Below are 14,760 nucleotides of genomic sequence, written 5' to 3'. Positions count from 1 at the left end.
CCACTACCCCTTCACCATTAAAGCTCTTCGCGGATAACGTCAGTGCCTTCGGGAATCTCGAAATCAAACACGTCTGAAGCAATCTCCCCATTGAGGGTAATATTACTAAAGGTAATCGCGGTACGCTGGCCGGTACTATCCATCATCCATAGTTCGGTTAGCGTGTCAGCATCAAACACCATGCTTAACTCTTCAAACAGCGTATCGGCAGAGATAGGTACCAGGGTAAACACATCTTCTCCCCCCTCCTGCTCGTAAAACACCTCATAGCTTTCGGTTAAATCGTTCACGCTTCCTGACAGCAGTAACGCAGGGGTATGGGTGACGCGATCATCCATCTCTTGAACGGTGACTTGTTCAAGGTCGGGATCGTACATGTAAACATCGTCTCCGTCGGAAACCACAGTCTGGGAATAGGGTGCTTCTACTTCCCAGCGCAGCATACCAGGGCGAGAAAGCCACATTTCACCGCGCGCACTTTGAAGACGATCGCCGCTGCCATCTAAAATCTGCTGCTCAAAATTGGCCTGATAACGCTCAAGCGGATCTAATCGCTCGGTCAAACGCTCAGCTGCATCATCCGCCCATGCGGGGGCGCCAAAGGTTAGACCCAAGGCGCTTGCCGCTAATGCCAGGGGTGAAGCGCCCAGCGATGAAGTTCGTTTTGTTTGCGTATCGCGCATGTGATCTCCCTAGGCAACCGTTGCCAAATTACGGCTATTCAAAACGGTTGCTCAAAAATTAGTGCTCAATAATCAAGCAGTGAGGTCGGCTTAACCATCCATGTGTTGTTAAGACGTAAAAAACGCCGCAGGGTTTCACCCGCGGCAAGGCTTTCACGCTTATTGCATAATTGTCACCATTCAACCCGGCGTTTAAAACCAGCCACTTGCACCCTTGGGAGGTAGCATTGGCTCGCGACCATTCGGCTGGCCTAGTGGCCTACCGGCGGCGGCGCAAGTACTTCGCGTGCGCCGTTAGAGCCCATGGAGGTCACCACACCGGCACCCTCCATCGCCTCCACTAAACGAGCGGCCCGGTTATAGCCGATCTTGAAGCGGCGCTGGACGGCAGAAATCGAGGCTTTGCGTGTTTCAGTGACAAACTGGATAGCTTCATCATAAAGCGCATCCTGTTCGGCATCGTCACTATCGCCCCCTTCGGCTTCAAGGCCGGTCAAGGCATCGGCTGAGACGCCCCCTGAGAGGATCTCTTCGATATACTCCGGTGCGCCCCGACGCTTCCAGTCATCGACCACCCGGTGCACTTCATCATCATCGACAAAGGCTCCGTGGATACGATTAGGTGGCCCAGAGCCCGCAGGCAGGTAGAGCATATCACCATGCCCCAACAGGCTTTCAGCACCGCCCTGGTCAAGAATGGTGCGCGAATCGATGCGCGAGGAAACCTGAAACGCCATCCGCGAAGGAATGTTGGCTTTGATCAGACCCGTTACAACATCCACCGAGGGCCGCTGGGTAGCCAGAATCAAATGGATACCCGCGGCTCGCGCCTTTTGTGCCAGGCGGGCAATCAGCTCTTCGACCTTTTTGCCGACGATCATGAACATGTCAGCAAATTCGTCGATTACCACCACGATATAGGGCAGCTTTTCCAGCACGGGGTGCGGCTGGTGCACTTCCCAGGGCTGTGGCTCCCATAAAGGATCCGCCACCTGGGCACCAGCGCGCTCTGCTTCATCCAAGCGTCCATTAAAGCCCGCGATGTTCCGCACCCCCATCGCCGCCATCAGCTTATAGCGGCGCTCCATCTCAGCCACACACCAGCGCAGGCTGTTGGCCGCCTCTTTCATATCGGTGACCACTGGCGCCAACAAATGGGGGATACCATCGTAGACCGACAGCTCCAGCATTTTGGGGTCGACCATGATCAGCTTCAGCTCGCTGGGCTTCGCCTTGAGCAGCATCGAGATCAGCATGGCGTTAACGCCCACTGACTTACCTGACCCAGTGGTACCGGCTACCAATAAATGAGGCATCTTACCCAGGTTGGCCACCACGGGGCTGCCGCCAATATCCTGACCCAGCGCCATGGTCAGCGGCGAGGTTTCCTGCTGGTAGCGGTCAGAATCGATCACTTCGCGCAGACGAATCATGGCCCGATTGGGGTTAGGTATTTCAATACCCACCGTGGGACGGCCAGGAATAACCTCGACCACTCGCACGCTCTTGACCATCAGCGAACGCGCCAAATCTTTGGCAAGGTTGCTGATCTTGGAAACCTTCACACCCGCCGCCGGCTTAATCTCAAAGCGGGTAATCACCGGCCCAGGCCAGGTATCGACGACTTCCGCCTTAACACCGTATTCGCGCAACCGCACTTCAAGCAGCTCGGCCATGTCGGCCAACTGTTCATCGCTGTAATTAGGCTGATGCGGTTCAGCAGGAGTCAGCAGTTGTAAGCTCGGTACATCGCCTTCGGGCTCGTCCAGGGTCTCAAAGGCAGGCCGCTGGCTCTGCAAATGCTCCACGGTCCACAGCGCGGGGCCTTCGTCAGATTCTTGCGCTTGAACATCGGGCGAGAAAGTGGGCTCTTGGCGTGCTGCTGGCGTAGGCACTGGTGCTGGTTCGCTTGGCTCCTCTGGCTGGTACAACTCGTCGTCCAGCTCTTCGTCGTCCCACACTGGCTCCGGGACGACTTCAGCCACACGCTCCGGTTTACGTGCGGGCTCAGGCTCCATGGCGCGCCTAGAAACAGGCTCAGGTGACTCGCTGAGTGTCGGCTCACTGCGGCGTTCAGCAGGCGCTGACTGAGTATGCGTTTTCTCATCAGGCGCTTCGTCGCTGACAAAGAAGTTACTTGCAGCAGATGCTGGCGACTCTTCCTGACGCGAGGCGCGTAGTGGGAAGGAGACGTCGGCTTCCTTGGGCTCATCGTTTTCCTTGGGAACGGGCTCAGGCACTGCTGCCGGCTCCTCTGCCTGGACAAAGGCATTTTCTCGCGGCGCAGGGGGTGCCGGCACCTCCGCCTCTTCTGCGGATTTATCTACTGGCGGCACTGACGCCTTTGCAGGCGCCGACACTGCTGGCTCCTCGGTAGCGGCCGGTGATTTAGCGGGCACGTGCTTATTGCTTGAAAAAGCCGCGGCTTCCCAGGGAATCGAGGTATCGGTGGTCTCGCTGCTGTGTTCAGTAGCGGCTGAATGGTCGGTGACACTGTTATCAAACGGCATGGAGAAACCTGGCTCGCGCCGTTCGCGACCCGTGGCACTTTTACCTACACCTACCGATTCAGCAGTCGGCTTAGCTTCCGTAGGCTTAACGTCAGCAGGCTTGGCTTCAGCAGGTTTATCCTCAACATATGAAGCTTTGGGAGCTAGCTCGGGTTTTACTTGAGACTTCGCCGCAGGGGCGGTTTTCGCGGCCGCTCGCTGCGCTGCGCGCATGCGTTTTGTCTGCCGACGAGCCGATAGCCAGCCGCCCAGGCAACATATACGCTTACCGAGCTCATCCGCCACCTGCAACCATGACACGCCACTAAACAGCGGAAAGCCGCTTAAAATAAGCGCCGCGGCGATTAACCCAACGCCGCCACTGCCTACTAAAGGTCTTAATGCACCGACCAAGCCTTCCCCTAAAATGCCGCCAGAGGCATAGGGCAGCATGCTGTCAGGATGATAAAAGTGCAGCGCACCTAACATGGTGGTGCCAAAAATAAGGAGTACTAAGCCACCCGCGTGCACAGCAATCGCGACCGGGTCGAGTTCAAAGCGCACCTGACGTGAGCGAATCAGCCACCAGGCGGCAAAACCAAACATCCCCGGCCACCACAGCGCACTGGCCCCTAGTAGTGAATAGAGAACATCGGCTAACCAGGCCCCCACCTGCCCCATCCAGTTACGGATTTCCGTTTCCGGCCCTTGGTAAGACCAGCCTGGATCAGAGGGGTGGTAACTAAATAAGGCTAATAATAAAAACACACACAGCGCTAGCAGTAACACCACTACGCCTTCGCGCACGGAGCCTTGTAAGCGCAGACCAAAACGGCGAGCCTGATCCTTTGCGGCGTTAACACGCGCAGAAGAAGCCGATGGTGGTGTTTGACGCGCGCTACGCTGCGTTCGCTTGTTGACTGCTTTATTCACTTTCAAGCGACTCTCCCTTTACACCTCAATGGCGTCTTTAATCCACTTGCGAGTTTGCATGATACCGAGCATCCTTCCGCCGTCACAGAGCTGTTATCTAAGCGCTCAATACAAGAGCTCAGTACAAGAACTCATCTCAAGAGCTTAGTAAAAGCACGTAGCAACAGGAGCAAGTAATGCTACCTTGGCTTTCCTCGCCATATCCTAATTTTCCAACCACCACTAAGGCCCTGGATTCCCCCAACGGCCTGCTGGCAGCCGGTGGAGAGCTTTCCCCCGTTTGGCTGGTAGAAGCCTACCGGCGGGGAATCTTTCCGTGGTTCAGCGACAACGACCCCATTTTATGGTGGAGTCCAGACCCGCGCATGATACTCCTACCCGAGCAATTTAAGCAGCGTCGTAGCCTGACCAAGCGATTACGCCATGGTGGCTTCCATATCACCCTGGATCAACACTTCGATCAGGTTATTCATGCCTGTGCCGCCCCACGCGAAGAAGCAGGCGGCACCTGGATCACTGCCGAAATGCGCGACGCTTACAGCCAGCTAAATGCGCTCGGCATTGCCCATAGCATTGAAGTCCATCAAAACGGACAGTTGGTAGGTGGCCTGTATGGTATCGCAATGGGGCCGGTGTTTTTTGGCGAATCGATGTTCTCCCGCGCGCCAGATGCCTCCAAGGTAGCGCTAGCCCACCTAGCCAGAGCAATGCGCGAGCATGATGGTAAGCTCATCGACTGCCAAATGCATACCCCTCACTTGGCCAGCCTGGGCGCTATTACAGTCGCTCGCGAGGCATTCATCAACTATCTTAAAAACTGGTTACCCGATAAGGCGTTTACGTTACCCTCATCACCCGTTGAAATACCGCCTGTTCCTGCATCGCTGTGGCTGAAGGCGATTGCTACTGAGGCTAACGATTAGAGATGAACTCATTCTGTTTCACCCAGGAGGCAAGCTGTGAGTAGTAACACTCCGCGTCGCCCGGTGCGGGATTTGCGCTTCTTCCTTACCGTGCCTCATTCTTGCAGCTATTTACCCGGCAGAGAAGCGACGACGCTGTTCCTCGACCCTCAGGAGTCACCTGTGCCTGGCGTCTATGACTCGCTGGCACTGCTAGGATTTCGTCGCAGCGGGCGTCATCTATACCGTCCTCACTGCGAAGGATGCAACGCCTGCCGCTCGGTGCGCATTCCGGTTGAGCAGTTTGAGTCCAATCGCACACAGCGTAAAATCTGGCGTCGCAATGCCGATATTAGCATCCGCATCATGCCCGCTTACTTTGCATCCACCCACTACTCGCTTTACGCTGATTATATTCGTCAGCGCCATGCTGACGGTGATATGTATCCGCCCAGTCGTGAACAGTACCGCACGTTTCTCACTCTTGATGAGCCCTATGCTCATCTCATGGAAATGTACCTTCACGACGAACTGGTGGGCGTGGCTGCCTTTGACCAACTGGAACATGGCCTATCCGCCATCTACACCTTCTTTGCCGTTAGCGAGGAACTGGATAAGCGCTCACTCGGTACTTTTGCCATTCTCCAACTGGTAGAGCTCAGCCGACAAAAAGCGCTTCCGCACCTATATTTAGGGTATTGGATCGAAGAGTGCCGTAAGATGCGCTACAAACAGGCTTTTGCGCCACTAGAAATTCTTGATGGGCGCCATTGGCGGCAATTAATTCGCTAAAGACGTCAGCTTTTTTGCCTTGACGGCAGGCTTACGGCACAATATAGCGCTGTTTCTTGGGTGCCCACCTATGCGGCCCTCAATTTCTGACCGATTATTACATTACTAACTCATAAGTGAGGACATGCCTATATGGCACGCGAAGATCATATTGAAATGGAAGGCGTTATCGTCGATACCCTTCCGAACACCATGTTTCGTGTTGAGCTGGAAAACGGTCACGTTGTTACCGCTCACATCTCTGGCAAAATGCGCAAAAACTACATCCGCATTCTGACCGGCGACAAGGTAAAAGTAGAGCTAACACCTTACGATCTTTCTAAAGGCCGTATCGTATACCGTTCGCGCTAAGTCGTTGCACCGTTAACGCGTTCGGCTGATCTCAACTGTTCCCGCTAGACTGTCTTTAATGACAGCTTTTAACGACAGCGCCGATCAGCGTCAATGGCTGTTCACTAAAAACGACAACGCCCCGTCAATGACAGGGCGCTGCGTTTTGGCTGCTTGTAAACAAGCGTGATTGACTTTAGAGCGCCTTAGCGCCCTTTTCAGGGCGCATCAGCCATTTCCGTTTCTGTGGCAAGATGCAGTTCGCCTTCTTCCAGGCTGACATGAACAATGCCACCCTGATCAGCCAACTCACCAAACAGAATCATCTCGGCTAATGGCTTCTTCAGCTTCTCTTGAATGAGGCGCGCCATTGGGCGTGCACCCATATCAGGATCATAGCCTTTGTCAGCCAGCCAATCCCGCGCCATGTCGTCCACATCCAACTGAACACGCTTCTCATCCAACTGTGCCTGCAGTTCTATCAAGAACTTGTCGACCACGTTGCGTACAACAGAAACCGGCAGTGAGTGGAACTGGATAATGCTATCCAGGCGATTGCGGAACTCTGGCGAGAACGTGCGACGGATTACTTCCATGGCATCGGTCGAGTGGTCTTGATGCTGGAAACCAATCGAACGACGCGAGGCCTGCTCGGCACCGGCGTTAGAGGTCATAATCAGGATAACGTGGCGGAAATCCGCTTCGCGCCCGTTATTATCCGTTAAGCGACCGTGATCCATCACCTGCAGTAGCAGGTTAAAGACTTCCGGGTGCGCTTTTTCAATCTCATCTAACAACAGCACACAGTGCGGCTGTTTAGTGACCGCTTCAGTCAACAGGCCACCTTGGTCATAACCAACATAACCTGGGGGCGCACCAATCAGACGCGATACGGTATGACGCTCCATGTACTCCGACATATCAAAGCGAACCAGCTCAATGCCCATAATATGCGCGAGTTGCTTGGCCACTTCGGTTTTACCCACCCCAGTGGGGCCAGCAAACAAGAAGCTACCCACCGGCTTGTCGGGCGCTTTAAGCCCTGCCCGGGACAGCTTAATAGCCGCAGAGAGACTATCAATCGCTTCATCCTGACCAAACACTAGCATTTTCAGGTCACGGTCGAGCTTTTCAAGCAGCTTACGATCAGAGCTTGAAACACTCTTCGGTGGAATACGCGCAATAGAGGCCACAACGGCTTCTACTTGTTCAACGTCGATCGTTTTAGCGCGCATTTCCGGCGGTAATAGCCGCTGGTGAGCGCCTGCCTCGTCAATCACGTCAATCGCTTTGTCAGGCAGGAAGCGATCATTGATATAGCGGTCCGCCAACCGCGCTGCGCTTTCTAATGCACCGTCGGTGTATTTAAGCTCATGGTGCTCTTCAAAGCGTGAACGTAGACCTTTGAGGATCTTGATGGTGTCATCCACCGACGGCGCCATTACGTCCACTTTCTGGAAGCGGCGCGCTAACGCACGGTCTTTTTCAAAGATACCGCGGAATTCCTGGAACGTGGTTGAACCAATGCAGCGTAGCTCGCCCGAAGAGAGCAGCGGCTTAAGCAGGTTCGACGCATCCATCACACCGCCGGAGGCGGCGCCCGCACCAATGACGGTATGAATTTCATCGATAAACAACACCGCATTGGGCTGCTTTCGCAGCTCACCCAGCAGGCTCTTAAGACGTTTTTCAAAATCACCGCGATATTTGGTGCCTGCTAGCAACGCGCCCATATCGAGCGAGTAAACCACTGCATCGGCAATGACATCGGGCACGTCTTTTTCAACAATACGCTTGGCCAAACCTTCAGCAATCGCGGTTTTACCTACGCCCGCCTCACCGACCAACAGCGGGTTATTTTTGCGCCGCCGCGCCAGTATCTGAACGACGCGCTCAAGCTCGTGATCCCGGCCAATCAACGGATCGATTTTGCCCAGCCGCGCCTGCTCGTTCAAATTAGTGGCATAACCAGTAAGCGGGTGTGCAGCACCTTCGTTGCTTCCCTCTTCCGCGTCTTCATTTTCTGATGAAGAGGGCGAAGGAGATGGGCCATGACCAGCCACTTTTGAGATACCGTGGGCAATATAATTCACCGCGTCAACGCGGGCTACGTTTTGCTGTTTAAGGAAGTAAACCGCCTGGCTCTCTTGTTCAGAGAAGATAGCCACCAGCACATTCGCGCCGGATACTTCGCTCTTACCCGATGACTGAACATGGAAAACCGCACGCTGTAAAACGCGTTGAAATCCGAGCGTGGGTTGTGTTTCACGATCACCCTGACCCTCGGGGATCAGCGGGGTGGTCGAGTTGATAAAATCCTGCAGATCGGACCGCAGCTTGTCGAGGTTAGCCCCGCATGCCTTCAGTACGTCTACCGCTGAGGCATTATCCAGCAACGCTAGCAGCAGGTGCTCAACGGTCATAAACTCGTGGCGCTTGGAGCGGGCCACGGTAAAGGCCGTGTTCAGGGTCATTTCAAGTTCTTTGCTCAGCATGGCAGTCCCCTTTTCGCTACTACCTAGGGCGTATCGCCACCTAGGGCTTGCGTCGGATCAGTTTAATCGACCGGCACTCTCAACATCGGGTACAAATGGCACGGTTGCAAGCCTCACCACCAATTATTTCTCAACGCTTTTAATTGGCGGCCTCAATATCACTTATCAACGGGTGCTCACACTCACGGGCGTACTCGTTTACCTGATAGCTTTTGGTTTCCGCTATATCCCGCGTAAACACGCCGCAAGTGGCCTTTCCTTGGGTATGTACCGCGAGCATAACCTGAACGGCAGTCTCGCTATCCATGTTGAAAAAACCTTGTAGTACTTCAATAACGAACTCCATCGGCGTGTAGTCGTCATTATGAAGCACCACCTTATAAAGTGGCGGTTGCGCCAGCGCTGGTTCTGCCGGCTGCACCGCTATATCGCCATCTTCATCGGGCATATCTGGACGTGTCATTCCCGCGTATACGGGAAAATCGACCAGGTATGAACTCTCTAGGTTGGACATAAGCAGCACGGTTGGTTGTCTCAAGACTGACCGATGTAAGCATCGCTTACGTTTCACTATAGCTAATCCACAGCGATGGCGAATTTACAGCTATAACGAATTTACTAGAACGTAAGACGCTGCTGATCAGTAAGGGTTCATGGAAAAAGTAAAATATCACAGGATGCAATAGTGAAGGCAGTGTAAAACCCCGCCTACCAAGCCAAGCGGGCGGGGGTTCAGGCTTAATCGAATACGGGAGCGATTAGCCTTTTGCGACGATGGACAATGTCTCGTTGAGGGTCTTGCTGGGACGCATCACTTTGTCCGTCAACTCGTGGTCAGGGTGGTAGTAGCCACCAATATCGGTAGGCTGGCCCTGCACACTATTAAGCTCATCGACAATCGTCGCTTCTTTAGCTTTTAACGCTTCGGTTAAGCGACCGAACAGTTCTTGCATCTCGGTATCACCACTCTGCTCAGCCAAGGCTTCTGCCCAGTATAGCGCTAAATAGAAATGGCTACCGCGGTTGTCGAGTTCACCCACTTTACGTGAAGGCGACTTGTTACTGTCCAAGAACTTACCGTTGGCCTGATCGAGCGCCTTGGCTAACATTTTCGCTCGGGCGTTATCGAACGTGCTGCCCAGGTGCTCAAGGGAAGCCGCCAGAGCAAGGAATTCACCCAGGGAATCCCAACGCAGGTGGTTCTCTTCCAACAGCTGTTGAACGTGCTTCGGGGCAGAGCCGCCTGCGCCAGTCTCAAATAGGCCACCGCCATTCATTAACGGTACGATCGAAAGCATCTTGGCACTGGTACCCAGCTCCATGATCGGGAACAGATCGGTCAGGTAGTCGCGCAATACGTTACCGGTAACGGAGATAGTATCTTCGCCCTTGCGAATACGCTCCAGCGAGAAGCGCATCGCGTCTTCCGGCGTCATGATGCGAATATCCAGGCCAACGGTATCGTGATCTTTCAAGTAGCTTTCTACTTTCTGGATCAGCTGAGCATCATGGGCGCGTTGCGCGTCCAGCCAGAAAATAGCCGGAGTGCCGCTTTCACGGGCGCGGTTCACCGCCAGCTTCACCCAATCGCGAACCGGGGCATCTTTGGTCTGACACATACGCCAGATGTCGCCCTGCTCTACGCTGTGCTCAAGCACGACGTTACCGTCGGCATCCGTGACCCGCACGGTACCGTCGGTGGGAATCTGGAAGGTCTTGTCGTGAGAGCCGTACTCTTCAGCTTTCTGCGCCATTAGGCCGACGTTAGGCACGCTGCCCATGGTGGTCGGATCAAACGCACCGTGCTGTTTGCAGTCTTCGATCACCGTTTGGTAGATACCGGCGTAGCAGCGATCAGGAATTACCGCTTTGACGTCGTGCAGCTGGTCGTCGGCGCCCCACATCTTGCCAGAGTCACGAATCATCGCCGGCATAGAAGCATCAATAATCACGTCGCTGGGCACGTGCAGGTTGGTGATGCCTTTATGAGAATTCACCATTGCAAGGCGTGGGCGCTCGGCATACAGCGCTTGGATCTCACCTTCAATCTCAGTCTGACGCTGTTCCGGCAGCGACTTGATCGCCGAGTAGAGATCGCCAATGCCGTTATTGGGATCAAAGCCTGCCTGCTTCAGCTCATCAGCGTGCTTGCTCAACACGTCCTGATAGAATTCACTAACCACCATGCCGAACATAATCGGATCAGAGACTTTCATCATGGTCGCTTTGAGGTGCAGCGAGAACAGTACATCTTTCGCTTTGGCGTCAGCAACTTCGTCAGCCACGAAACGACGCAGCGCGTTACGGCTCATGACCGCACCGTCAACCACTTCGCCTTCGAGTACTGGCGTTTTCTGCTTGAGCACTGTTGTGCTGCCATCGTTAGCGACCAGCTCAATCTTAAGATCAGTGGCTTTTTCAATCAGCGCCGACTTCTCACTGCCGTAAAAATCGCCTTCACTCATATGCGCCACGTGGGACTGGGAGTCACTGCTCCACTCGCCCATGCGGTGCGGATATTTGCGTGCGTAATTTTTAACCGACAGCGGTGCGCGGCGATCTGAGTTACCTTCACGCAACACCGGGTTAACGGCACTGCCTTTGGCTTTGTCGTAACGCGCCTGAATGTCTTTCTCTTGGTCAGCCTGGGGCGCTTCCGGGTAGTCGGGAAGCTTGTAGCCCTGCTGCTGCAGCTCTTTAATCACCGCTTTCAACTGGGGCAGTGAAGCACTGATGTTGGGTAATTTGATAATGTTAGCTTCTGGGGTCTTGGTCAGTTCGCCAAGCTCGGCCAGGTGATCGCCGATCTGTTGCTCTTCGCTCAGGTAATCAGGAAACTGAGAGATAATCCGAGCGGCCAGCGAAATATCGCGCGTCTCTACCTGAATACCCGCTGAATCGGTGAAGGCATCGATAATCGGCAACAGGGAGTACGTCGCAAGCGCGGGGGCTTCGTCGGTGAGCGTGTAGATGATCTTCGGCGTTTTGGTCATTTTTGCGTTAACCTCTCTTGTCACTACGATTGCAAGAAATCTTGAGCGGAGCGCGAGTTCACTAATGGCCGGGTCTCTAGCCTGTTTTATAACGATGACGCCCCCAGCGCGCCCCAGCAGCTAGGCCGGAGTATACCAGCGCTGTCCGCCATGCGCATTGTCGACATGTCCCGTCCCAAGAGCGCATAAAAAGTAAAAAGAGTAACGAGATGTCATGAGCCGCCTCTATTTATTGCATAAGCCGTTTCAAGTATTAAGCCAGTTCAGCGACCGCGAAGGGCGCCAAACACTGGCTCAATATATTGATGTCAAAGACATTTACCCCGCAGGGCGGCTTGACTACGACTCTGAAGGCCTGCTGCTGCTCAGCGACGACGGCGAGTTGATTCATCGCATCTCTCATCCACGCCACAAACAGCCCAAAACCTACTGGGCGCAGGTCGAAGGGCAAATAGATGACACGGCCCTCAAGGCGCTGCGTCAGGGCATTACCCTCAAAGATGGCCCGACCCAGCCAGCGAAGGCTCGCCAAATGGAGCCTCCCACCACCGCCTTGCGCCAATCTCCTATCGACCCCAAGCGCCACCCGTCGACTAGCTGGGTGGAGCTAACCATTAGCGAAGGGCGCAATCGCCAGGTTCGCCGCATGACCGCTCACGTAGGCTTTCCTACGCTGCGCTTGATTCGCGTCTCCATTGGCCCCTGGACATTGGAAGGGTTAGCGCCTGGCGAGTGGCGTAAAGAGACCCTGCACGCACCCCGACCGGCGAATACAGCTGCAAATAAGCGAACAGCTCAACGAGCGCGACCCGCCGCTAAACGCAGGAAGCCATCATGAGCCTTATTCACAGCACGGCGGCCTGTGTTATACAGCGAGGCGAGCGCTTCTTAATGGTGGAAGAGCAGCGCGGCGGGCCGCATAGCGTGTTCAACCAGCCCGCCGGACATATCGAGCCCGGTGAGGGACCCATCGCAGCCATTCTGCGCGAGGTGCAGGAAGAGACCGCCTGGCGCGTGTCGCTTACCAGCTACCTTGGGCTATATATTTTTCATACCGATGCCGGACAAACGTTTCATAGCCACGGTTTTAGTGCCGCGCCTCTGCGTCAACTCGACCTTGCTTTGGACCCCGACATCATGGCCACACACTGGCTGACACTTGAGCAACTGCGCGAATTAGATCAACAGTCACGCCTGCGTAGCCCACTGGTACTCAAACGTATCGAAGATGCCCTCAGCGGGCCGTGTTATCCGCTGACGGTGATTCGCGAGTGAAGCACTCGAAGCCATTACCCCCCATCGTGTATAATCCTTCCCCAATTGCACACTACATCTACTGAGGATGCTTATGCCATCCACTACTGCGCCAAACGCTAACGGCAAAGTGATTGTCGGTATGTCCGGCGGCGTTGACTCATCTGTTTCTGCCCTTCTCCTCATGCAGCAAGGCTATGAGGTGGAAGGCCTGTTTATGAAAAACTGGGATGAAGACGACGGCACCGAATATTGCACGGCCAAAGAGGACCTCGCCGACGCCGAGGCTGTCTGCGAAAAGCTGGGCATTAAGCTGCACACCGCTAATTTTGCCGCCGAGTATTGGGATAACGTATTTGAGCACTTTTTAGCCGAATACAAAGCGGGCCGCACGCCCAACCCGGATATTCTGTGTAACCGCGAAATCAAGTTTAAGGTGTTCCTTGAGTACGCCGAAATGCTTGGGGCCGACAAAATCGCTACCGGCCACTATGTTCGACAAGGGGTTCGTGAAGGCCGACCGCGCCTGCTGAAAGGGCTCGACGGTAATAAAGACCAAAGCTATTTCCTGCATGCGGTGCCGGAAGCCGCCATTGCCCGCACTCTGTTCCCCGTGGGTGAACTGGAAAAGCCTGCCGTGCGTGCGCTGGCAGAAGAGCATGGACTGATTACCGCCAAGAAAAAAGATTCTACCGGTATCTGCTTTATCGGCGAGCGGCGCTTTCGCGACTTCCTTCAGCAATATCTACCCGCCCAGCCCGGCACCATTGAAACGCCGGATGGCGATGTCATCGGCAAACATATGGGCCTGATGTATTACACCCTGGGCCAGCGCCAGGGGCTAGGCATTGGCGGGCTTGCCAACTACTCAGAAGAGCCCTGGTACGTGGCGGCGAAAGACTTAGATCGCAACGTACTGATCGCGGTGCAGGGTAAGCACGATCAATTGCTTTACTCCGACACCTTGGCCACCGAGGCGATGGACTGGGTGGCAGGCGAGCCGCCGGTTCAGCAGGGCCGCTTTACCGCCAAAACGCGTTACCGGCAAAGTGACTGCGGCTGTGAAATGCGCGCGCTGCCCGACGGCGGCGTAGAGATCACCTTCGATGATCCTCAGTGGGCAGTCACGCCTGGCCAGTCGCTGGTGCTTTACGATGGCGACATTTGCTTGGGTGGCGGCGTTATTCGCGCCACCTGGAAGAAAGCCGCGGAGGCTGCTGCATGAACCCCACTACGCCGATTCATCGCGCGCCTGATTCCCCGGCAGCTCGCCAAGCGCTGGCGCTGGCCGGTGTGTTTCAAGCCGCCAGTCTGGTGGACGAACTCGCCCGCACCGGTCAGGTAGACCCGCGCGCCTGGGAAACGTTGATTGAAGCCACCGTGGATACCAATCCGGCAAGCTTCGAAGCCATCTATGGTGGCCACCCCAACAACTTGCGCCGCGGCCTGGATACGCTGGAAGCCTTAGTAGGGCGCAAACAGGCGAACCCGGTGGTGCTGCGTTACGGCTTCTCGCTGCTCATGCTGATGAACAAGTTGCGCACCAATACCAACATGATGGATTCCCTGGGCCAAAAGCTTACCCGTATCCAGGGTCAGGCCGAGCACTTCGGTCCCACCCATGAAAACGTGGTCGCCAGCCTAGGGGAAGCGTACCAAGAGACGATCTCCACCTTTAAAACCCGCATTGTGGTACAAGGCGACCCATCCCTGCTGCAAAGCCGCATGATGCCTGAACGCGTTCGCGCCTGTTTAATGGCCGGCATTCGCTTTGGACTCCTGTGGCACCAGCAAGGCGGGCGGCGCTGGAAGCTGGTCTTCCAGCGCAAAGCGCTACGCCGGGCGCTGGACAGCCTCAACTAGTCCGCCAATCTATTTGACCGACTTGT

General features: G+C 55.1%; 12 protein-coding genes. 7 read left to right on the top strand and 5 right to left on the bottom strand.

All coding sequences use genetic code 11. From position 1 onward, the window contains the following. Positions 1–17: 17 nt before the first annotated feature. Positions 18–683 (bottom strand): outer membrane lipoprotein periplasmic chaperone LolA, encoded by a 666-nt coding sequence (gene lolA / locus ACXUPB_RS06335; RefSeq protein WP_179915280.1) that lies wholly within the window; start codon positions 681–683, stop codon positions 18–20. A gap of 251 nt (positions 684–934) precedes the next feature. Beyond that, positions 935–4,111 carry a DNA translocase FtsK gene (locus tag ACXUPB_RS06330; protein WP_472955915.1) on the bottom strand — a complete coding sequence of 1,059 codons (3,177 nt, stop codon included), beginning with the start codon at positions 4,109–4,111 and terminating at the stop codon, positions 935–937. A gap of 170 nt (positions 4,112–4,281) precedes the next feature. Here ACXUPB_RS06330 and aat point away from each other — a divergent pair, with 170 nt between their 5' ends. The 3 genes from aat to infA all read left to right on the top strand — a co-directional run bounded on the left by aat (position 4,282) and on the right by infA (position 6,150). Then, positions 4,282–5,028 carry a leucyl/phenylalanyl-tRNA--protein transferase gene (gene aat / locus ACXUPB_RS06325; RefSeq protein ID WP_035555895.1) on the top strand — a complete coding sequence of 249 codons (747 nt, stop codon included), beginning with the start codon at positions 4,282–4,284 and terminating at the stop codon, positions 5,026–5,028. A gap of 36 nt (positions 5,029–5,064) precedes the next feature. After that, entirely contained in the window at positions 5,065–5,799 is a 735-nt protein-coding gene (locus ACXUPB_RS06320) for an arginyltransferase (protein ID WP_035555898.1), read from the top strand. Positions 5,800–5,931: 132 nt separating this feature from the next. Continuing rightward, a complete protein-coding gene (infA, locus tag ACXUPB_RS06315; RefSeq protein WP_007111068.1) occupies positions 5,932–6,150 on the top strand; it encodes a translation initiation factor IF-1 in 219 nt (72 codons plus the stop codon). Positions 6,151–6,347: 197 nt separating this feature from the next. On the opposite strand, the gene clpA is transcribed toward infA, so the two are convergent. The 3 genes from clpA to ACXUPB_RS06300 form a co-directional block, all read right to left on the bottom strand. Continuing rightward, entirely contained in the window at positions 6,348–8,624 is a 2,277-nt protein-coding gene (gene clpA / locus ACXUPB_RS06310) for an ATP-dependent Clp protease ATP-binding subunit ClpA (protein WP_035555901.1), read from the bottom strand. Between the two features lie 139 nt (positions 8,625–8,763). Continuing rightward, the gene (clpS, locus tag ACXUPB_RS06305; RefSeq protein ID WP_008958433.1) at positions 8,764–9,072 is read right to left on the bottom strand and encodes an ATP-dependent Clp protease adapter ClpS; all 309 of its coding nucleotides are present in this window, start codon (positions 9,070–9,072) and stop codon (positions 8,764–8,766) included. Between the two features lie 310 nt (positions 9,073–9,382). After that, positions 9,383–11,617: an NADP-dependent isocitrate dehydrogenase gene (locus ACXUPB_RS06300; protein WP_035555902.1), complete on the bottom strand. Its 2,235-nt coding sequence runs from the start codon at positions 11,615–11,617 to the stop codon at positions 9,383–9,385. A 214-nt stretch (positions 11,618–11,831) separates the two neighbouring features. Between ACXUPB_RS06300 and ACXUPB_RS06295 the strand changes: the two genes are divergently transcribed. The 4 genes from ACXUPB_RS06295 to hflD all read left to right on the top strand — a co-directional run bounded on the left by ACXUPB_RS06295 (position 11,832) and on the right by hflD (position 14,734). Then, positions 11,832–12,455 (top strand): pseudouridine synthase, encoded by a 624-nt coding sequence (locus tag ACXUPB_RS06295; protein ID WP_035555904.1) that lies wholly within the window; start codon positions 11,832–11,834, stop codon positions 12,453–12,455. Further along, the gene (locus tag ACXUPB_RS06290) at positions 12,452–12,892 is read left to right on the top strand and encodes an NUDIX domain-containing protein (RefSeq protein WP_035555906.1); all 441 of its coding nucleotides are present in this window, start codon (positions 12,452–12,454) and stop codon (positions 12,890–12,892) included. Before ACXUPB_RS06295 ends, ACXUPB_RS06290 begins: the two co-directional genes overlap by 4 nt. A gap of 73 nt (positions 12,893–12,965) precedes the next feature. After that, positions 12,966–14,096 carry a tRNA 2-thiouridine(34) synthase MnmA gene (mnmA, locus tag ACXUPB_RS06285; protein ID WP_339934053.1) on the top strand — a complete coding sequence of 377 codons (1,131 nt, stop codon included), beginning with the start codon at positions 12,966–12,968 and terminating at the stop codon, positions 14,094–14,096. Beyond that, the gene (gene hflD, locus ACXUPB_RS06280) at positions 14,093–14,734 is read left to right on the top strand and encodes a high frequency lysogenization protein HflD (protein WP_035555910.1); all 642 of its coding nucleotides are present in this window, start codon (positions 14,093–14,095) and stop codon (positions 14,732–14,734) included. Before mnmA ends, hflD begins: the two co-directional genes overlap by 4 nt. Positions 14,735–14,760 lie beyond the last annotated feature (26 nt).

The sequence above is a fragment of the Vreelandella sp. DA03-1M genome (assembly GCF_055725665.1).
Note: the sequence above shows the minus strand (reverse complement) of the source record. Positions and strands in the feature narration are given on the sequence as shown.

What these genes read in the sequence shown, in the direction of transcription:
- lolA (WP_179915280.1), bottom strand. Translation starts at nt 683, where the DNA reads ATGCGCGATACGCAAACAAAACGAACTTCATCGCTGGGCGCTTCACCC.
- aat (WP_035555895.1), top strand. Translation starts at nt 4,282, where the DNA reads ATGCTACCTTGGCTTTCCTCGCCATATCCTAATTTTCCAACCACCACT.
- infA (WP_007111068.1), top strand. Translation starts at nt 5,932, where the DNA reads ATGGCACGCGAAGATCATATTGAAATGGAAGGCGTTATCGTCGATACC.
- clpA (WP_035555901.1), bottom strand. Translation starts at nt 8,624, where the DNA reads ATGCTGAGCAAAGAACTTGAAATGACCCTGAACACGGCCTTTACCGTG.
- clpS (WP_008958433.1), bottom strand. Translation starts at nt 9,072, where the DNA reads ATGCCCGATGAAGATGGCGATATAGCGGTGCAGCCGGCAGAACCAGCG.
- ACXUPB_RS06300 (WP_035555902.1), bottom strand. Translation starts at nt 11,617, where the DNA reads ATGACCAAAACGCCGAAGATCATCTACACGCTCACCGACGAAGCCCCC.
- ACXUPB_RS06295 (WP_035555904.1), top strand. Translation starts at nt 11,832, where the DNA reads ATGAGCCGCCTCTATTTATTGCATAAGCCGTTTCAAGTATTAAGCCAG.
- ACXUPB_RS06290 (WP_035555906.1), top strand. Translation starts at nt 12,452, where the DNA reads ATGAGCCTTATTCACAGCACGGCGGCCTGTGTTATACAGCGAGGCGAG.
- mnmA (WP_339934053.1), top strand. Translation starts at nt 12,966, where the DNA reads ATGCCATCCACTACTGCGCCAAACGCTAACGGCAAAGTGATTGTCGGT.
- hflD (WP_035555910.1), top strand. Translation starts at nt 14,093, where the DNA reads ATGAACCCCACTACGCCGATTCATCGCGCGCCTGATTCCCCGGCAGCT.